13 protein-coding genes and 3 pseudogenes are annotated in these 19,536 nt (G+C 40.6%); 5 read left to right on the top strand and 11 right to left on the bottom strand.

Translation table 11 applies throughout. The features are described from left to right. Positions 1-64: 64 nt before the first annotated feature. From HUK62_RS18015 to HUK62_RS18000, 4 genes and pseudogenes are all read left to right on the top strand, one after another. Positions 65-394, top strand: a pseudogene (locus HUK62_RS18015) (Fic family protein); the annotation flags it as partial. A 349-nt stretch (positions 395-743) separates the two neighbouring features. Next, positions 744-1,001 (top strand): hypothetical protein, encoded by a 258-nt coding sequence (locus tag HUK62_RS18010; protein ID WP_004726728.1) that lies wholly within the window; start codon positions 744-746, stop codon positions 999-1,001. Positions 1,002-1,241: 240 nt separating this feature from the next. Further along, a protein-coding gene (locus HUK62_RS18005; RefSeq protein WP_154020520.1) for an IS3-like element ISAcsp5 family transposase occupies positions 1,242-2,371 on the top strand; the annotation gives its coding sequence in 2 pieces (ribosomal slippage) (positions 1,242-1,494 and positions 1,494-2,371; 1,131 coding nt in all). A 496-nt stretch (positions 2,372-2,867) separates the two neighbouring features. Beyond that, a pseudogene (locus HUK62_RS18000) lies at positions 2,868-3,054 on the top strand (IS256 family transposase); the annotation flags it as partial. A 277-nt stretch (positions 3,055-3,331) separates the two neighbouring features. Here the strand turns inward: HUK62_RS18000 and HUK62_RS17995 are convergent. The 6 genes from HUK62_RS17995 to HUK62_RS17970 form a co-directional block, all read right to left on the bottom strand. Further along, positions 3,332-4,687 carry an ATP-binding protein gene (locus tag HUK62_RS17995; RefSeq protein WP_016165442.1) on the bottom strand — a complete coding sequence of 452 codons (1,356 nt, stop codon included), beginning with the start codon at positions 4,685-4,687 and terminating at the stop codon, positions 3,332-3,334. After that, the gene (locus HUK62_RS17990; RefSeq protein ID WP_092692964.1) at positions 4,687-5,349 is read right to left on the bottom strand and encodes a response regulator; all 663 of its coding nucleotides are present in this window, start codon (positions 5,347-5,349) and stop codon (positions 4,687-4,689) included. Before HUK62_RS17990 ends, HUK62_RS17995 begins: the two co-directional genes overlap by 1 nt. Positions 5,350-5,588: 239 nt before the next feature. Further along, entirely contained in the window at positions 5,589-6,896 is a 1,308-nt protein-coding gene (locus tag HUK62_RS17985) for a TolC family protein (RefSeq protein WP_176538585.1), read from the bottom strand. Further along, positions 6,893-7,219, bottom strand: a complete 327-nt coding sequence (locus tag HUK62_RS17980; RefSeq protein ID WP_004827107.1) for a DUF3240 family protein — start codon at positions 7,217-7,219, stop codon at positions 6,893-6,895. Before HUK62_RS17980 ends, HUK62_RS17985 begins: the two co-directional genes overlap by 4 nt. After that, on the bottom strand, positions 7,212-10,295 hold the full coding sequence (locus tag HUK62_RS17975) for a CusA/CzcA family heavy metal efflux RND transporter (RefSeq protein ID WP_086194905.1): 3,084 nt from the start codon (positions 10,293-10,295) through the stop codon (positions 7,212-7,214). The genes HUK62_RS17980 and HUK62_RS17975 overlap by 8 nt, the downstream gene beginning before the upstream one ends. Positions 10,296-10,305: 10 nt before the next feature. Then, positions 10,306-11,544, bottom strand: a complete 1,239-nt coding sequence (locus tag HUK62_RS17970) for an efflux RND transporter periplasmic adaptor subunit (protein WP_176538584.1) — start codon at positions 11,542-11,544, stop codon at positions 10,306-10,308. A gap of 560 nt (positions 11,545-12,104) precedes the next feature. Between HUK62_RS17970 and HUK62_RS17965 the strand changes: the two genes are divergently transcribed. Further along, positions 12,105-13,237, top strand: a protein-coding gene (locus HUK62_RS17965; RefSeq protein ID WP_223235881.1) for an IS3 family transposase whose coding sequence is annotated in 2 segments (ribosomal slippage) — positions 12,105-12,357 and positions 12,357-13,237 — 1,134 coding nt in all. Because the reading frame shifts where the segments join, the coding sequence is not laid out codon by codon here. 62 nt (positions 13,238-13,299) lie between these two features. Here HUK62_RS17965 and HUK62_RS17960 read toward each other — a convergent pair. The 5 genes and pseudogenes from HUK62_RS17960 to HUK62_RS17940 all read right to left on the bottom strand — a co-directional run. After that, positions 13,300-14,373, bottom strand: a pseudogene (locus HUK62_RS17960) (hypothetical protein); the annotation flags it as partial. 12 nt (positions 14,374-14,385) lie between these two features. Next, positions 14,386-14,850 carry a hypothetical protein gene (locus tag HUK62_RS17955; protein ID WP_153567730.1) on the bottom strand — a complete coding sequence of 155 codons (465 nt, stop codon included), beginning with the start codon at positions 14,848-14,850 and terminating at the stop codon, positions 14,386-14,388. Positions 14,851-15,158: 308 nt separating this feature from the next. Beyond that, the gene (locus tag HUK62_RS17950; RefSeq protein WP_176538583.1) at positions 15,159-18,404 is read right to left on the bottom strand and encodes a type I restriction endonuclease subunit R; all 3,246 of its coding nucleotides are present in this window, start codon (positions 18,402-18,404) and stop codon (positions 15,159-15,161) included. Between the two features lie 74 nt (positions 18,405-18,478). After that, complete coding sequence (locus tag HUK62_RS17945) at positions 18,479-18,943, bottom strand: hypothetical protein (protein WP_228723775.1); 465 nt, start codon at positions 18,941-18,943, stop codon at positions 18,479-18,481. A 38-nt stretch (positions 18,944-18,981) separates the two neighbouring features. Further along, on the bottom strand, positions 18,982-19,521 hold the full coding sequence (locus HUK62_RS17940; RefSeq protein ID WP_176538581.1) for a DUF2939 domain-containing protein: 540 nt from the start codon (positions 19,519-19,521) through the stop codon (positions 18,982-18,984). Positions 19,522-19,536: the final 15 nt, after the last annotated feature.

Below are 19,536 nucleotides of genomic sequence, written 5' to 3'. Positions count from 1 at the left end.
TTTACTTATCATGGGTGGTCTAAATTTTAAAAATTCTTCCACTTTTTTTTAGTTTTCTGTTATTTGTAATTTTTCCCGTATTGAAATTGAAACCAATAAACTACTCAAACCGCTTCAAGAAAAAAAATACTTTCAAGGCTTAGCACCACAACAACTGATTCCTCAACTTGCCGACTTGTATTGTGAGCTTAATGTCATACACCCATTCCGTGAAGGTAATGGACGTACACAACGGATTTTCTTTGAGCATCTGATTGCTCATTGTGGTTATGGTATTGATTGGTCTCGCATTGACTCTCAACAACAATGGATTCAAGCCAATATTGAAGGTTTTTATGGTAATTTAAATCCATTAATTAAGATTTTTGAAATATGCTTTATTCAAAATACCTAAAATTTAAGTAGTCGAAGCCCACAATCCTTAATGAGCCATCATCTTTGCTTCAATCCACTGATTAATTTCCCAAATAAACCAACAATCACGATTCTTAGAAATCTTAATACTCTTCGGGTAATTTAGGATCGTAATATTCAGATTACTTATCCAGAATTGAATAGATCGTTAACTTAGATAGACTTTTAAGCAATGTAACTTGCCGCATGTTTATCAACATATGTCTCAAAAAAGTCTGCCCATACATAGATTTATGGCGTTTAGTGCTTAAATTTCAGATTAATCTTCGTCTGATGACCTGAATGGATGTTACAGATTACATGCAGGTGAATTACTCTGTGGCTGTATCATGGCTTTTGTGCAATCCAATCCATTTGATCCGAATGTTCTCTTTTGCAATAAAGCAGCCTCTTCTGCTTTTCCTGAACCAACGAACTATGTCATTGATTTGATTCAACCGACAACAGTGATGCTGAATCAAATCTCCAAAGAAGGGATTAAATGCAAGAAATGTGGTAAGAAAAAGATAGGGGATGGAAGTTATTATCCGTCTAATTGGAACCAGCCCATGAGTCGAGATCAGTTGAGTAAGAATCATTTTAAATGAATAAGAGAAGGATGGCTTACCTCACTTCTCCGAATAACAATGCTATGCTTTTCAACCAAGGTTATAAATTGGCAACTACATTTCATTCTTCTTCATGCTGGTCCTATAGCCTGTAGACAATTACTACATCATTTGCATTCAATGCTCAATACTGATGTGGGTATAGGATTTTAGACCACGCCTATAAGTGATAATCTACTCCCCAATAAGCATGGGAAATGCTTGTTTTTGGAGTCAACCATGACACGAAGAAAACGTCGTAATCATTCAGCAGAGTTTAAAGTTAAAGTTGCTCTCGCAGCAATTAAAGGCGACCACACACTCGCTGAACTTTCTACTCAATTCGACTTACATCAAAACCAAATCATCGATTGGAAAAATCAACTGCTTGAGCAATCAGTCAATATTTTTTCACGACCAACATCACAACAAGAACCGGAGATTGACCTCAAAGCTCTACATGCCAAGATAGGACATCAGGCATTGCAAATTGATTTTTTAGAAGGTGCGCTCAGAAAAATAGGGCAGCTGAGCGGCAAAAAATGATCGATAAGACCCATCAACTTTCGGTACGACAACAATCGCAATTGATTCAAATCAATCGCAGTACGTTGTATTACAAGCCCAAAGAGATTTCATCAACTGATTTGAGTTGGATGCGTCTAATCGATGAAATTCATCTCGACTACCCATTTATGGGCAGTCGAATGATACGAGATATGCTACAGCGTCAAGGACATCAAATAGGTCGGCGTAAAGTCCGACGTTTAATGCGCTTGATGGGAATACATGCCTTGTATCCAAAACCCAATACCAGTAAGCCTAATCTTGCACACCGTATTTTCCCATATCTGTTGAAAAACATGGTCATCGATCACTCTAATCAAGTCTGGTGTACAGATATCACGTACATTCCTATGGCTAAAGGCTTTGTCTATCTGTGTGCAATTATAGATTGGCATAGTCGTAAAGTACTGGCTCATCGAGTATCGATCAGTATGGAAACAGACTTTTGCATAGATGCGTTGCAAGAAGCAATTGTGAAATATGGTTGTCCAGAGGTGTTTAATACAGACCAAGGCAGTCAATTCACAAGCGAGGCATTTTTGAATGAGTTAAAATTGCGAAATATCCGTATCAGTATGGATGGGAAAGGACGATGGATGGATAATGTAATGATTGAGCGTTTATGGCGCAGCGTGAAGCATGAGGAAGTCTATTTGAAGGCTTACGATACGGTTAAACAAGCGAAACTATCAATTGCTGAATATTTGGATTTTTATAACATGATACGTCCTCATTCAAGTTTGAATAAGGCAACACCAAATGAATTTTATGATCAACATTTACTAAAAGTAATGGCAGCATAATTTAAATATTTAGAGCGGATTTATCACTTATAAAACTGAATTGAGTGGTCTAATTAACGGAACCACATTAATACAGCCTGTCAGCAGAACCGCAGCGATACTTTTTTTCGTGCATACATGTAGTGTTTAAATCCATTCATTTTTCAATGATCCTCTGCCGTTTATCACATTTATGGTCGATCTTTAACCTTGTGAAAAATGCACATACCGATCCCTTCAAACTGTCAAATTTATGTATGCATGACATTTAAAGAAAATTATCTGATCAATTTTTTTAGGTAAAATTCATCAAGAAAAAAGTTATTATTATTCATAACATCACCAATAACCACATAAAAACAATAATTTAATAAATTATTCTTCCAATTTTTTTATATTTAGTGTTATCTGATGAACCCTTATTCTGCTTCCAAAAGACTTTTACATTATGTAAAGATTGGTGAATTTGTTGACATATACTACCTTCAGGGACAACCATTGTATCAGAGGAGACATTAGCTATCCTGCTAAAGTACATCATACAATTTATACAAATGAGTCATTGAATAGTGTGATCCGTCAATCAAGAAAAGAAAAATCTTTTCTTCCGATGATTCTATGAAGAAAGAAGTAATTTACTTCGCAACATTAAATCCTGCTAAGAAATAGACATTGCCAATCTTATGTGGCATTACTACTCATGACTTTAAGCAATGAATTGATTTACTATTCATTTCGATGGTTGATTAAATGATCATTTATAAAAAATCGGACTTACACAAAATGAGTTACAGACTCTAATATCACCCTCACTTTAAGTGGCATAAGTTATATTACTGCTTTTATCAGACTTATGCTGCAATATATGAGTGTAGGACAGTAGGCTTTTTTACCTCTGTCGCTATATAGCCATAAGTAGTTATGGCACCCCAATCTTCAATTTTGAAAACTACTTCTCAGCCCAGTAAATAGCGCCATTATTTAGTTCTGCTGGTTAAATTCAATCCTAACCATAAGACCACCAATAGCATTTGTCCGATGTAACTCAACTTTTCCGTGATATAAATCGACAATTTGCTTAACAATCGATAAGCCGAGACCACTGCCAATAATGACACTGTTCTGATTCACCCTATAGAATCTTTGGAAAATCAGAGGTATTTGTGCTTCATCCAAACCAATTCCATTATCCTCAATCTGCACAAAGCTATAATTTTTAACACAGCCACAACTGATTTTTATGACACACGGGCGTTCATAACTACGATAGATGATGGCATTCTCTAAAAGATTACGGAGCATAATTTCCAATTGCTCAGGTTGAGCCATAACTAGAGCTGACTCCAGTTGTAACTGTAAGTCAACTTTTTTTTGACAAAGCTGAAAATCCATCATCGAAAGAGTACTTTGAATCACATTAACGAGATCGACCGAGCCTTGAATTTGATGAGCATTGGGTTCAATCCGGGCTAAGGTTAGTAACTGTGTAATCATTCGCGAGGTTTTATCAATGCCAATCATGATGTCCTCAGCTGCTTCTCGTGCCTCCTCAGTCGAACGTGCACTCTGCAAAACTTGTGCATGCAGACGGATCGCCGCCAAAGGTGTACGTAACTCATGGGCTGCATTTGAGGTAAAACGTTTTTCACGTTGCATGCTTTCTGCAACTTCACTCAATAATGTATTTAATGACTTCACCAAAGGTTCGATTTCTTTGGGCACGACAGGGTTGATGGGTTTTAAATGTTCAATCGACTGCTTTTCCAGATTTTGACTGATACTGAATACAGTGGACAAATTGCTACGTACGGTCTGCAAAATCAGCCAAGACAATAATGGTAAAAAAAATGCTGAAACCCCTATTAAAAATAACAGCATATCTCTCTGGATATCCTGACGGATAGTCCAGACCTGTGCAATTTGTACTTGTATAGTGTGGGTGCTGTCCCAAACCGAATAACTGCGATAGGTTTGATTGTGAATATTAATCCAGCCAAAGTTGGCTTGCTGGACAAACGGATGTGTGCCAACGCCAACCGAACGATAAATCAACTTGCCATTACGATGCCAGATCTGGAAAATAATCTGATTATAATGCTCCCCTTGAGCTTTCTCGATGACCGTATGATCCGGGATTTGCCCCGCCAGTGAACTTGAAGTAGTCGAAAGTAAAGCATGGGCTGTTTCAGCCAGTGATTTATCAAAAATATTGTTCGCGGTACGCTGCATTCCCCAGTAAATACAACCTAAACTACCCACCCAGACACTGGCGGTGATGACCATTAAAATAAATGATAGACGTCTGGTCAGTGAATAACTGCGAATGAAATTGGCCATTAATAATTTTCATCCATAATATATCCAAAGCTTTGTACAGTGCGCACGATATTTTTTCCCAGCTTACGCCGTAAATTATGAATATAAACCTGTATCACATTACTGCTCACATCTGCATCATAGGCATAAAATGAGTTTTCTATACTCTCCCGTGAAATGATCCGGCCACGGTTAAGGATAAATAGTTCTAGCAAGTGAAACTCTTTCGGGGTTAATTCAACTTCAGTGTGATCTCTCAGTACCTGTTTAGTCGCTTTATTAACCGCAATATTGCCAATCTGAATCAAATCACTCACTTCTCCTGAAATACGGCGTAATACTGCTTGAATCCGTGCAATAACTTCATACAAATCATAGGGTTTAACTACAAAATCATCTGCCCCAGCATCTAAACCGGAAATTCGCTCCTGAATTTTATCCTGAGCAGTCAAAATAATAACGCCTACTTTATTCTTTTTACGACGCAGTGACTTTAAAATTTCCAATCCATTCCTGTCTGGCAAACCTAAATCAAGCAAAATAAACTGATAATCATAACTCGCCAAAAAATGATAGGCTTGTTCTGCTGTGGTGGCGATATCAACAACAAAATTCGCTTGGTCTAAGCCCCGTGCTGTCGCCTTAGCCAGTAAGACATCGTCTTCAACTAACAATATTCTCACGTCTGAGCTCCCCCTCTCATTCTACTTCTTGCAAGCCTAAATTTTATTTCCGTGAAAACGACAGCTATAGCTGAATTCTGAAAGACATAGCACCGAAATATTTTCGTAAAATACTATTTTATCAAGCTTTTACCGTGCTGCTCAATTAAGTAATCAGCTATACTCTGGCCCCAAAAAGACAGAATACCAGCCGAATAATGACCACACAGGGCATTGATGTATCAGCACTCTACTATATTTTACTCTGCCTGATGATCCTCATGTAAAGGCCATAGTTGATGTGAATTCAGCAATAGCAAACTCAAGCTTTCTGCATAATCAATTTTGGCTTGATCAATTCGACCACGCGCATCAACCAGTTGCTGCGAATGGAGTAACAGTTCATTTAAACTCAATTCACCGAGCTTATATGCTTTTTGCATCAATCCATGTTGTTGCTGTAACTGTGCCAAATTCTGTTGAGCCTGCTCACTCCGTACTGATGCCGACTCCATCTGCGTGAACCAGTATTGAGTTTCCTGACGCAAACGGTTTTCTACTCGTCCAATCTCAAAATTAGCCTTTTGAGCTTCCGCCATTGCCATACCAGAAGCTATTCGTACTTGCCGACTGGCGAGTGGAATTGAAACGCTCACACTCATCAAATTTTCAACGCCAGACTGCTCACGACTATAGCCCACTCCTACCGTAGGATTAGGTATCCGATTAAGTTGCTCTCTTTTGACTAATGCATCTTGCTGTGCTGCCTGCGTTTTGGCCAGCTCAAGCTCATGATTAGCAGACAAAACCTGCTGTATCCATTCAGTCTGTGTATATTCGAGTGGGTGAATTTTGATGATATCACTGCTCCAGTGCTCTGGAATTTTTCCCTGATAATCACGTGATAATAACTGCTGTGCTTGGTAGTAAGCAGTTTTAGCTTGCATATATTGTTCTTCGATTTGCCGAAATTCATTGCTGAGCAGCATCAGTTCTAGTCGTGAAGCATCTCCAGCACGGATACGCTGCTGGGTCATTTGCATATATTGCTGTATTCTTTCCTGCTGTTCCTCAATGCGCGTCAATTGCAAAGCACTGCGCATATAGGCAAACCACTGATTCAGCAAAGTTTTGGCAACTTCATGTTTGGCATCTTCATATTTTAATTCAGCAATAGTCATTCCTCGTTGCGCCAAATCCTGATCCAACTGGTATTTGCCAGGTAAACGAATCTGCTTTTCAACACCAAAGTTCGGCTCATAATTATTGGATTTGGTTTGACTATCTTGGACGTTACTGTTTCGAAGCTGCATACCCGCGCGCACGGTCCAAGGTTGTCCTAGTTTTAACCCTTGTCCTGAAAAATTGGCATAATCCTGATCAGAGATTGCCGACCGAACAGTTGGATGCTGTGACAAACTATGCTTAATCGCATCAAGCGGTGGCAAGATTTGATCTAATTCTGATTTCGCAGATACGACAGAAGTAATTATCATACAACAGCCTAGGCATAGTAAACGTGTGGCTTTACCCAGCAAACGGGGTTGAGTCGCTATCTCTGGTTTCATTCGTTCACGCCTCCTTGACTGGCATAGCCTGATGTTATCGTTGGTATTACCCAATAAAAACAGTCACTTGATTTAAATTTAATTTGAATATGAGCTAAAACTAGAGGTACATTTTCAAGAGGCAAAATCAACAGAATCAAATTACGCTCAGTTGCACCCTGAATTTTTTCTTGAATGTTGCGATAATGTTGGCGGCTACCGAAACCTTGTGCCGAGATACAGGTACATCCTGTCACAATCTCGGGAATGAGCCATAAATGGCTCATTAATTCTTCGGCAATATCACTGGAGATGTTGATAGAGAGTTGGCACATTTCAGACATGAGTATCTCGCACTAAACCAAATTGTTTGAACAAGTTAGGAAGTAAAATCAGCGTCAGTAAAGTGCATGAAATTAACCCACCAATCACCACGATCGCTAATGGACGCTGAATTTCAGCACCTGGCCCAGTGGTAAAGAGCAACGGAATTAAACCCAAAGCAGCGATACTTGCAGTCATCATTACGGGACGTAAACGTCTCATCGCTCCCTCGCGAACCACTTCTTCAATTGCAACGCCACGTGAAATGAGCTGGTTAAAATAACCAATCATCACCAAACCATTCAGTACGGCAATCCCCATTAAAGCAATAAATCCAACAGAAGCAGGCACCGATAAATATTCACCAGTGATGGCTAAGGCTACGACTCCCCCAATTAAAGCAAAGGGGATATTCACAAAAACCAGTACTGCCTGACGAACAGACCCTAAAGTTGTAAAGAGCAGGAAGAAAATCATGGTCAACGCTGCAGGGACAACCAGCATCAGACGCGCTGCTGCACGTTGTTGATTTTCAAACTGTCCACCCCATTTCAATGAATAGCCGGCCGGTAATTTAACTTTCTGGGCAACCTGCTGTTTTGCTTCCTCGACAAAACCAACTAGATCCCGGTCACGCACATTGGCACGGACAACGGACATTCTTGAAGCATTTTCCCGGTCAATTTTGACGACGCCTTCAGTCTTGACCATTTCTGCTAAAGAGGACAACGGTACAGCCGCTGAGTTTGCAACAGGTAAATTCATGTTCGCGAGGGCAAAACTGGATTGTCCCAGACGCGGATCACCTTTCATCATCAATGGAACTGGTCGCCCCTGTTCAATAATCGAACTAATCTGCTGCCCTTCAATGAGCATTTTGAGTTGTGCCTGTATGCTCTGACTATCTAACTGATTGCGGACAGCCATATCACGACGAATACGTAATTCCTGATATTGCACCCCAGAATTTTCCAAAGTCATGACATCTTCACTGCCTTTGATCCCTTGTAGAACGGTAGAGATTTGCTTAGACAGCTGATTCAGCTGATCTAAATCGGTACCAAAAATTTTGACGGCCAAATCTCCACGTACACCGGATAACATTTCTGAAGTCCGCATTTCAATCGGCTGACTAAAGGTGAGATTGACCCCAGGAACATCGGCCAATACATGGCGAATTTTGGCTAAAATCTGCTCCTTACTTTGTCCCTGCCACTGATCTTGCGGTTTCAAAATGACAAAGCTATCGGTTTCATTTAAGCCCATAGGGTCAAGGCCCAGTTCATCCGAACCGGTTCTTGCCACAATGCGGGCCACTTCTGGAACTTGTTTTAGAATTCTTCTTTGAATGTCCAGATCAAGTGCAATCGAATTTTGCAGGCTGATCGATGGCATTTTTTCCAGCTGCAATATGGTGTCACCTTCATCCATGGTTGGCATAAAGGACTTACCAATGAGTGGAAAAATGAGTGCAGCAACCACCAAAGCACCTCCGGCCAAAGCATAAACACGTTTCGGATGGGCCAAACTTGCATTTAACACCTTGCTATATGCCTGTTCCAGCTTAGCAACAATATACGGCGTGTGATGTGCTTGAGATTTTAAAAAATAGGAACACAGCACCGGAATAATCGTTAATGAAAAAATCAGTGAGCTCGACAATGCAAAGACAATGGTCAGTGCCACTGGAGAGAAAAGCTTCCCTTCCAGACCTTGCAACGTCATTAACGGAATGAAGACCAGCATAATAATGATCATTCCTGCAGTCACCGGCACCGCCACCTCACAAACCGCGCGATAAATGACATTCAGCGGGGGTAAAAACGAACGGTGTTTGGACTCGTGTGCATCTGCCAGTTGCATTTCGATATTTTCAACCACCACAACCGCCGCATCGACCAGCAAACCAATGGCAATGGTTAAACCACCCAATGACATCAGGTTGGCACTTAATCCAAACTGACGCATCATTAAGAAAGTACTCAACGCAGATAAAGGTAAAATCGCGGCAACCACCAAAGCGGCTCTTAAATTGCCTAAAAACAACAGCAATAAAATCAGGACCAATACAATCGCCTCGACCAAGGTTTTACTCACGGTATGAATGGCACGATTCACCAGTTCACCACGGTCATAAAAAGGCTTGATCGTAACGCCCGGGGGTAAGTTTTTCTCAATGTCATGCAAATGTTCACGCACACTTTGCACAACCTGACGTGCATTGGCGCCTTTTAAGGTGAGGACAATCCCTTCAACAGCTTCACCCTGACCATTTTCGGTTACCGCTCCGTAACGGGTAAGGGCACCGGTATGAACATCGGCGACATCCTTCACTTGCACCAGCGTCCCCTGATGATTGGAAACAATAATCTCACCCAGCTCTTGTAAATTGGTGACACGACTATCGCTACGAATCAGTAATGATTCTCCATTTTCATTCAGACGCCCCGCACCGTCACTTGCATTATTTAATTCAATGGCTTGTTTTAACTGATCAAGAGAGAGACCTCTCGATGCCAGAGCATCCAGGTTGGGTGTCACTTCAAAGGTACGTGCCAAACCACCCAGGACATTGACATCCGCTACCCCTTCAATTTTTCTGAGCTGTGGACGGACGACCCGATCGAGCAAGGTTCGTTTTTCCATATCACTCATAGGACCATGTAAAGTGAACATAAAAGATTCACCTAATGGCGTCGTCATAGGCGCAATCCCGCCAGAGGCATTGCCAGGCAAAGCTGACATGACTCCAGTCAAACGCTCATTGACCTGTTGTCGGGCCCAATAAGGATCTGTCCCTTCTGCAAAATCCAGGGTAATGATTGCAATAGCATATTTAGATTGTGAACGTAGTACAGTTTGATGAGGGATTCCCAACATTTCCTGTTCTATCGGTACCACAATACGGCTTTCCACCTCTTCTGGCGTCATGCCAGGAGATTTCATCACAATTTGAACCTGTGTGCTTGATACATCGGGAAAGGCATCAATCGGCAATTTGGTAAATGCCAAATAACCCGCAACACTGATTGCCATACCCAATAACAGCATTAGGATTCGTTGACTCAGTGAAAATGCAATAATACGTTTTAACATGTGCCTAACCTCAATTCACCGCAGTGCTACTGCTGGCAGGTGGTGCCTGCTCTGCACCGAAACCTGACCAAACGGCTTTTAGACGTTCGACACCCCGCACAGCAACTTGAATTCCAGGTTTTAATGCATTTCCAATCACATGACTTTGCTGCTGGTTCGCCCCCACTAGTTCCACAGGCGTTGCCACGAAACCATTTTGGTTCTTGATAAAAATGAAGTGCTTGTTATCTTTTAAAGTTAAGGCAGCACTCGGTATTACCCATGCGGTTTTTGTTGTCGGGTTATGGCTTTGAATATTCGCTTTAACAAACTGTTGTACTTTTAAACAGTTATCCTTGGCCTGCATTTGGACTAGAACATTTTGAGATTGCGTATTGCCTGAAAGTGCTGGTGCAATTTGTTGTACCTGCCCGGTAATTTCACACCCCTCAACTTTGACCAAATCGCCAATCTGGATATATTTGCTATCCGCTAAAGGGGCTTGCAGCATTAATTGCAAAGGTAGATCACTATTCACCAACTGGCCCAGTACTGCACCGGTTTCTACATACTGACCTGCAGATACCTGTAAACTTTCTACACTGCCTCTGGCTGGACTTTTGACATACACCACGGGATTCAATCCCTGACTGCTACTTCCGCCCATAAACTGCAACATGCGTTGCTTGGCATTCAGATCAATATTCAGTCGTTGCACTACATTCTGGGCTTCCTGTACACGTTTTTCAGCAATAATCCCTTCTGCATATAAACTGCGTTCACGTGCCAAATTTTGGCTGGCTAATTGCAGTTGTGCACGAATTTGTAAAATTTCATTTTGAATCTGAATTAAATCGGGACTGTGAATAGCCAGTACAGGACTATGGAGACCAACTTCGGCTAAAGGTTGCACTAGTACCTGTTGCACTATACCCGCTACAGGACTCGTTAAGACCACTTTACTTTGAGGTGACCACTGCGCTTGCCCCTGCAAAGTCAGTGCAAGTTGTACATCACTTGTCGCTTGTCCTAAAGTTTGTAATTGAATACCTGCCTGTTGAATCTGTGTGGGCGAAATTAAAATCTGATTACCAGAGACATCTATGGTTTCTGTTTCATTGGCGGTTACATTTTGTGGCTTTGATTTTTCCGCTTTATTTTTATTAAATAGTGAACTGCTCGCCCACCAAACTCCTAAAATTACCAAGACCAATGTGCAAATACTGAGAAATATTTTATTATTTCGTAATACACTCACTTGTTGACTCACTGATCTACCCTCAAAAATATTTTCTCTCAGGATAAATTTAAGTTCTTAAGATCTAATTAAGTTTGGAAATCCAATTTTTTCAGGATCTAAAGGGTAATTTCCACCTAAGCATAATATCTCGGTTATTTCTAAAGAGCAGATGAAGGCGGAAAAAGAAAACCATATCCCCCTTATCTCGAGAAGCAATGAGTTTGCTTAAATCAATTCAAGAATATACTCAGTCACAAAATTTCATCTCCGTTAAAGGGCCAGTTAATAAATATCCCTACAATGTCGTGAAAATACATTCATCTACTTTACTTTATAAATTTTAATCATTATTTTTTTAGAGCAAAATTAATCATGCACGATTTCAATCTGAATTGATTCAGATTGAAATCAATTATTTTTATTTTTACTTTATCCTAAAAATTATTACGCTGGATTAAATCAAAACTATTAAATTAATATCGCTTATACTTTTAATAAATAGAGAGGTGGATCAGGAAATTTGAACAACACTTATAAGTGATATTTTGCTCCCCAAATGATGTTATAAACATCAATATATGGAGTATTTTATGGCACGTAGACCAAGAAGAAATCATTCAAATGATTTTAAAGCTAAGGTAGCACTTGCTGCGATTAAAGCAGAAAAAACACTTGCTGAATTGAGTGCTGAATTTGATGTTCATCAAAACCAAATTATCGACTGGAAAAATCAACTGATTTCAGCTTCCTCGCAAGCTTTCGATCAATCAAAAGCTCCAACAGAACCACCCATCGATCTAAAAAAACTACATGCAAAAATCGGTGAGCAGGCATTAGAAATTGATTTTTTAGAAGGTGTGTTGAAGAAACTGGGCCGCTTCAACCACAAAAGTTAATCGATGACTCACTTCAGATTTCAGTATCTAAGCAAGCTCAGCTGCTGAAAGTCTCCCGTGGTTGTTATTACTATCGCCCAAAACCTGTGAGTGCATCAGATCTGAAGCTAATGCGGTGTATGGATGAGTTACATATGCAATACCCTTTTGCAGGTAGCCGGATGATGCGTGATTTGTTGAATCGTCAAGGACATCATATAGGACGACGTCATACACGTACTTTAATGAAGAAAATGGGCATTAATGCGTTATATTGCAAACCAAATTTAAGCCAGGCTAATCAAGCTCACCGCAAATATCCATATCTGCTCAAAGGATTGGCTATTCAGCGCAGTAATCAAGTGTGGTCTACGGATATAACGTATATCCCTATGGCAAAAGGCTTTGTTTATTTATGTGCTGTGATTGATTGGCATAGCCGCAAGGTACTTGCGCATAGAGTATCGATTAGTATGGAGGTTACATTTTGCATAGAAACATTAAATGAAGCTATTGAAAAATATGGTCGACCTGAAATATTTAATACAGACCAAGGCAGTCAGTTTACCAGTGATGCATTTATTGATGTATTGAAATCAAATGGCATTCAAATCAGTATGGATGGTAAAGGTCGATGGGTTGATAATGTGATGGTTGAACGATTATGGCGGAGCGTTAAATATGAAGAGGTGTATCTCAAAGCCTACAGCAATGTTTTGGATGCGAAGAAGCAATTAAACGCATATTTTGAATTTTATAATTTGAAACGACCTCATTCGAGTCTGGACAAAATGACTCCAGATGAGTTTTACTATGACCAGCTACCACAACAAAATAAGGTAGCTTAACTAGAGCAGAGTATCACTTATAAATAAGCTTTTAGTTGTTCAAACATGTGGGACCACCTCTAACCATTTTGGATCAAAATTCCATCTTGAATAAGCTCGTTAAAATCCATCAGTGCGACGGGTGATAATCCCGTCAAAAGTGACAATAAACATGCTGCAGCGATTGCAGCATCATTCCAGTCCCTATTTAACTCAGTTCTCAACACATAAACAATTTGCTTCAGTATATCTGGCGCCAAATAATGTGGATTTGTAATAAATGGCGCATGACGGCGCTGGCGATGCCGCATTAGATGCGTCGCATTATCGCTGAGTATATAATTTAAATTTTTAGACTTTTCATCTTCTGAATAAAACTCCATTTCAGGATCTAATAGATTAACTTCACCCTCTTCATCTTTGTGAAGAGCGGCATCATAAATACTGATCTTTGCGTTATGTCCAATATCTACTTGCTTACCTGTTTTAATTTCACGAAATTTTTTGAGTTCATTTTTCGTCGGCCATTGCAAAACTTTACTTTTTTTTGACTTACGCTGACGATGAACAACACGACGATCATCAAGTCTTTTAAAAATTATTAATAGAGCCGATAAATACTCTATGGCTTGTACTTGTTTGAAATCTTTAATATTAAAAAGTTGATTACGATCCTCCTTTTTCAAGTTACGTTCGTACATGACATAGCGATTTAGTAGCTCACTGCATTCTTGAAATAATTCAGCATGATTAGAATCCAGAACATATCGTGATACATAGCGAAAGAGATCACAAACATGTTTTTGCTTATTCTCAGCTTTATCAATCTTTGCAAATTCTTGATACTGCCGATATGTTAAAAAACTCGCTTGCAAAATCAAATAACGTACAGACGACAATTCTTGAGTATTACTAATATTCGGACATGAAAAATAACTCAAAGCAGCCAAAAAATAATACTTACCGATCTGTCTGGAGCCTGATATATAGCTATAAATTTGTTGTGCTAATTTGTATAGCGCGTAGACTTCTTTATACAAATCATCTGATAGATCAATAAATTGTGTATTCACAACAAGATCACGTAACAGACAATAATCTTTTTGGAATTTTTCTGCTAAATCTAAAAAGTGCTCTTCTGCGTCAATCTTCGGCATATTCATTTTCGCTTAATTTTTTATCACATTGCATTGTCTAAATTCATTACGATCTGAACAATTTGGTAAAAGTTGATCTTTGATTGAACTTTTTGTCAGCTTAAAAAATCTAGCAAAAAATTTAGCATCTAGCTCTTTCTGAGCTTTTCTCTCAAAGCACAAGTGTTGCTGTGATTTTTCGATAAAATCATCAAGATTATGTATCAGCTGTAAGATTGCAACATAATTAGAATGCACACGTAATCCTGGCTCCCTTTGCATCAATAGCAAGATTTTTTGCCAAATTTTGACGTAGATTACTTTGAACTTTGCCTGTACTACTACTTTCTGACTCTGTTTAATCTTTTTGATTTTTAGTAGTTCTGAGTTAATTTTTACTATCTCAAGCAGAACATCTGGTCGGTCAAAGCAAAAGGGCATGATAAATTGCCCTATAAAAATCTCAATATTTTTTACTAAATAGTCAAATTTTAACATTTTTATCGATATAAAAAATGAACATATCTTTTTATATGAAAAGACATTTAATCTATCAACTAAATTTTCTCAAAATTACAATTATCAACAACTACATAGGTTTTTCTTATTAAAGTTGATCTAAATTTCAAATATTCTTCCAATTTTTTTTAGTTTTCTGTTATTGCTAGCAAGAAAGCTGCAGTAGGCGAGAGCTACGCTGATCTTGAGAAAATACTTCTGATTGAACTACAAGATGGATTTAGAGATCGCTAAATTGAAACGATCTCTATGAAGCACACATTTTAGTTATTGTTTAGTGATATGAATTAAGCTGCCGTTGCTAATTCTTCAGCCAATTGCTCTGCCTGTTCAAGTACAGTCTCTGTCGCCAGTAAAGCCATATCAGGTGGGTAGCCATACTTCTTGAGTAAGCGCTTCACAATGACTCTCAGCTTCGCTCTAGCAGCCTCTTTGATAGTCCAATCCAAAGTTACATTCTTACGAATAGACTCAGTCAGAACAACTGCAAGTTCGCGTAGGATCTCTTTCTGCATCAACTCTCTAGCACTGTCATTGTCTGCAACTGCTGAATAGAAAGCATATTCGTATTCGGTCAGATTCAGTTCTTCAGCGAGCTTGTCTGATTCTTGGATTGCCTTAGCTAACTTGATGAGTTCATCAATCACTTCGGCTGCAGTCAGTACCTTGTTCTGATAACCCTTGATCGCAGAGCTCAGCATATCCATGAGCTTTTTACCTTGGGTGACACTACGCTGCTCTCGCATCTTGATCTCATCGCCTAAGAGCTTCTTGAGGGTCTCTAGTGCAATGTTCTTGTGCTTATAGCCTTTCATCTCCTGCATGAACTCATCAGAGAGAATAGAGATGTCTGGTTTCTGGATTCCTGCTGCATCAAAGATGTCGACTACCTGTTCAGTCACAAGCGCCTGGTCAATGGTCTGTTTGACCTTGGCTTCCAATTCAGCATTGCTGAGGCCTGAGACTTTTCCTGAACCATCACTGAACTTGGCCAGTCGTGCTTTTACAGCCTGGAAGAATGCAACCACTGGCGCTGCTTCCATCGCACTTGGATGAGGTACAGCTAATGCAAATGCCTGTGACATCGCTGATACTGCATTGAGGAATCGTGTCTTACCTTCACCCTGGTCCACACCGAGGATGTGTTCCTCTGCTTCCAGAATGATGTTCAGCTTACGAGAGGTATCGGCTTTGAAGTACTCCTGATAATTAAAGCCATGCATAATGCCATCAAGCACTTCAAGCTTCTCTTGCAGGATAGTCGCAGCTTCGTCCTGAACCAGTGCAGGATCACCCTTACCACCTGCCTCAGAGTAGAAGGACAGAGCCTCTTTCAGATCTGATGCAATACCGAGGTAATCAACAACCAAACCACCAATTTTGTCTTTATAGACTCGGTTAACTCGTGCAATGGCTTGCATGAGGTTATGACCTTTCATTGGTTTGTCGATATAGAGCGTGTGCATACTTGGTGCATCGAAACCAGTCAGCCACATATCCCGAACAATGACGAGCTTTAACTTGTCATCATTGTCCTTCATACGATTAGCGAGGATTTGGCGCTGTTGCTTGGTCGTATGGTGCTTGGCAATCTCCTCACCATCAGAAGCAGATGAGGTCATCACGACCTTAATTACACCATCGTGCAAGTCATCACTATGCCATTCTGGTTTGATCGCTACAATCTCATTGTAGAGATCTACAGCAATCCTACGAGACATGCTGACAATCATGCCTTTACCTTGGTTTGCATTGGCAATAAGACGTTGTTCAAAGTGTTCTACGATGTCTTTGGCAATCGCTTTAATACGCTCTTTACTACCAATCAGTCCTTCGACCCTTGCCCACTTCGCTCGCTCTTTTTGTGTCTGGTTTAAGTCTTCCTCAGTGAACTGGTCATCAAAGTCTTCGATGAGCTCTTTGCCTTCCTTACTAATGGCAATCTTGGCGAGTCGGCTTTCATAGAAGATGCGAACGGTAGCACCATCCTCAACAGCCTGAGAGATGTCATAGATGTCGACATAGTTACCAAACACTGCAGGTGTGTTGACATCTGTCTTCTCAATGGGTGTACCGGTGAAGCCAAGGTAAGTGGCATTCGGCAAAGCATCACGCATGTACTTGGCAAAACCATAGACAGTACGCTTACCTACGACCTTGCCATCATCATCTTTAACATCCACTTCCTTTGCATTGAAACCATACTGTGAACGATGTGCCTCATCTGCAATCACCACAATGTTGGTTCGGTCTGAGAGCTGCTCATAGACACTGCCACCATCATCAGGTTGGAACTTCTGGATAGTGGTGAAGATCACCCCACCTGAACCCACCTTAAGCAGCTCTTTGAGTTCTTCTCGATTCTCTGCCTGCTTCGGTGTCTGACGCAATAACTGGCTTGATGCTGCAAAGGTTCCAAACAGTTGGTCATCTAAGTCATTACGGTCTGTAATCACAACAACAGTTGGATTATCCAAAGCCAAGACAATCTTACCTGTATAGAAAACCATGGACAGAGACTTGCCTGAGCCTTGTGTATGCCAAACAACACCTGCCTTCTTGTCACCTACTGCTTGTTGTTGCACAAGTTCGAGCTTGCTTCTACCTTGATGCTGCATTGCGACTTCTGCAGATTTCGAGTCCGAGTTCACTGCAGATGCACGAATAGTAGAGAGGACTGCTGCATTCACTGCATAGTACTGATGATATGCAGCCATCTTTTTGATGGTTTTAATGGTGATCAAGCCATTGGCATCTTCTTGTTTGTTGGATTCAAACACAATGAAGTGCCTAATCATGTCCAGTAAGGTGACTGGATTGAGCAAACCATGAATTAAGACTTCTAGCTGTGCCTGCGTATTCTTTGCTTTGGTTTGACCATTAGAAGTCTTCCACGCCATGTAACGACTCAGGTCTGCTGAGACAGTCCCTGCTTTCGCCTCTAAACCATCAGAGATGACGTTAAAGGCATTGTAGGTGAACAGACTAGGGATTTGGCTTTGATAAGTCTGGATCTGCTTATATGCGCCATCTACAGTAGCATTTTCATCAGTAGCGTTCTTGAGTTCAATGACTACCAATGGTAAGCCATTCACATACAGGATCAGGTCTGGTCGTCTTGTCCAACGATCTTCTTTGATGGTGACTTGGTTGATGACTAGAAACTCGTTATTGGTTGGGTTGTCGAAGTCGATCAGCCAAGCATATTCACCTTGAGTGTTGCCATCTTTACTGACTTCAATGTTTACCCCTTCGGTCAACAAGCGATGAAATGCTTGGTTGTTACTGAGCATATCAGGGGAGTGCAGATTGGTGACTTGCTTCAGTGCTTCAAGGCATTTGTCTTCGCTCAAATGAGGATTTAGACGTTGTAATGCTTCAAGCACTTTGGCTTCTAAGATGACCTGCTTATAGCTTCGCAGAGGATTGCTTCCCTTGGATTCAATCTCAGGACCATACACATAGGTATAGCCCATTCCCTCCAGTTGCTCTATCGCCATCAGCTCAATATCTGATTCGGTCATCTTAGTCACTTGATTACTTCCCCCTAAACTTGTCCATATAACCTGGACTCATTAATTGTTATCTGATGTAAAGCTGAGAAACCTTATTCATCGTCCTGCACGTTATAACCATATTTCCGCACAGCATCCTCAATAGCTCCCTCAAACTTATGGCAAGCATAGAGGTAGAGTTCAGCATCAACCATTAGAACACCTGGTACACCTAAACCATCATTGAGTGGAATCAGAGTCTTTTGTGAACCGATCTGAACTGTTGGTCGTTTGTATGAACAATTCACAGTGACTTTATGTGGCGACTTGTTCCAGTCAATTTTCTTGGCTTCCCACTCACGGCTCCCACCTAGCAAGGTCACTTGGATCTTGGATTCTGTCGCTGTCTTGTTCAGTTGTTTGTAAGAGACAAACTTGGCGACTGAACAAGGAGAGTGATAACAAGTTTCTATGACTTTACCTTTTTGTATACCGCTATGATTGAATTTAGCTGGTGCTGCTTGGACAGTGGCAGCAAAGCCAACTACAGCAATCAAGCCAAATCCCATTTGAGTCATGCGCTTTATCATTCTGTTTCCCTCTTATTCTCTTCTACTTAATCCATCGGCACAGCGATCTTGTGAATCTTCCAACTTAAGCCATCACGAGCCATGAGCACTTTGACTTCTTTGGATTGATCCTGATCTTTAATGACCACCTCAAAATCATTTAGGGACGTGTAGCCTGCTTCATACTCTGGCTTAGGTTCTTCATTTTCTTGGTTTGATGAATCTTGCCCACCCATTGACTGCTGTGCTGATTGTTTTAGGTCTTTGCCTTGTAGCATTAGGGTCATCCCTTCAGGTGTGACAAAACCATCAATCATCTTATCGACCATGGTTGAAGCCAGCATTGCACCTAATGCTGCAAATCCATCATTGTCTTGATTCATCAGCTCTTTAGCCATCTTGGCATTCATTTGATCTTTAAAGCTCTGACGCACGCTTGGATAGTCGATATACTTCGACACTGTGTCGCTATCGCCTGCTTGTGCTGCTTTCTTGATGTTGTTGAGTGCAAGGTATGGTGTTGCATACAGGTAGCCACAGATCACGACTACGATTGCTATTAAAGCCCCTATCAGCTTCTTGTTCATGGTTTACCCCTTGGA

Source organism: Acinetobacter sp. NEB 394 (assembly GCF_013374795.1).
GTDB classification, from domain to species: domain Bacteria; phylum Pseudomonadota; class Gammaproteobacteria; order Pseudomonadales; family Moraxellaceae; genus Acinetobacter; species Acinetobacter johnsonii.
This window is presented reverse-complemented; position numbering and strand designations above follow the sequence as displayed.

Coding starts and splice junctions, on each gene's coding strand:
- HUK62_RS18010 (WP_004726728.1), top strand. CDS start 744: ATGGCTTTTGTGCAATCCAATCCATTTGATCCGAATGTTCTCTTTTGC.
- HUK62_RS17995 (WP_016165442.1), bottom strand. CDS start 4,687: ATGGCCAATTTCATTCGCAGTTATTCACTGACCAGACGTCTATCATTT.
- HUK62_RS17985 (WP_176538585.1), bottom strand. CDS start 6,896: ATGAAACCAGAGATAGCGACTCAACCCCGTTTGCTGGGTAAAGCCACA.
- HUK62_RS17980 (WP_004827107.1), bottom strand. CDS start 7,219: ATGTCTGAAATGTGCCAACTCTCTATCAACATCTCCAGTGATATTGCC.
- HUK62_RS17975 (WP_086194905.1), bottom strand. CDS start 10,295: ATGTTAAAACGTATTATTGCATTTTCACTGAGTCAACGAATCCTAATG.
- HUK62_RS17955 (WP_153567730.1), bottom strand. CDS start 14,850: ATGTTAAAATTTGACTATTTAGTAAAAAATATTGAGATTTTTATAGGG.
- HUK62_RS17945 (WP_228723775.1), bottom strand. CDS start 18,943: ATGACTCAAATGGGATTTGGCTTGATTGCTGTAGTTGGCTTTGCTGCC.
- HUK62_RS17940 (WP_176538581.1), bottom strand. CDS start 19,521: ATGAACAAGAAGCTGATAGGGGCTTTAATAGCAATCGTAGTCGTGATC.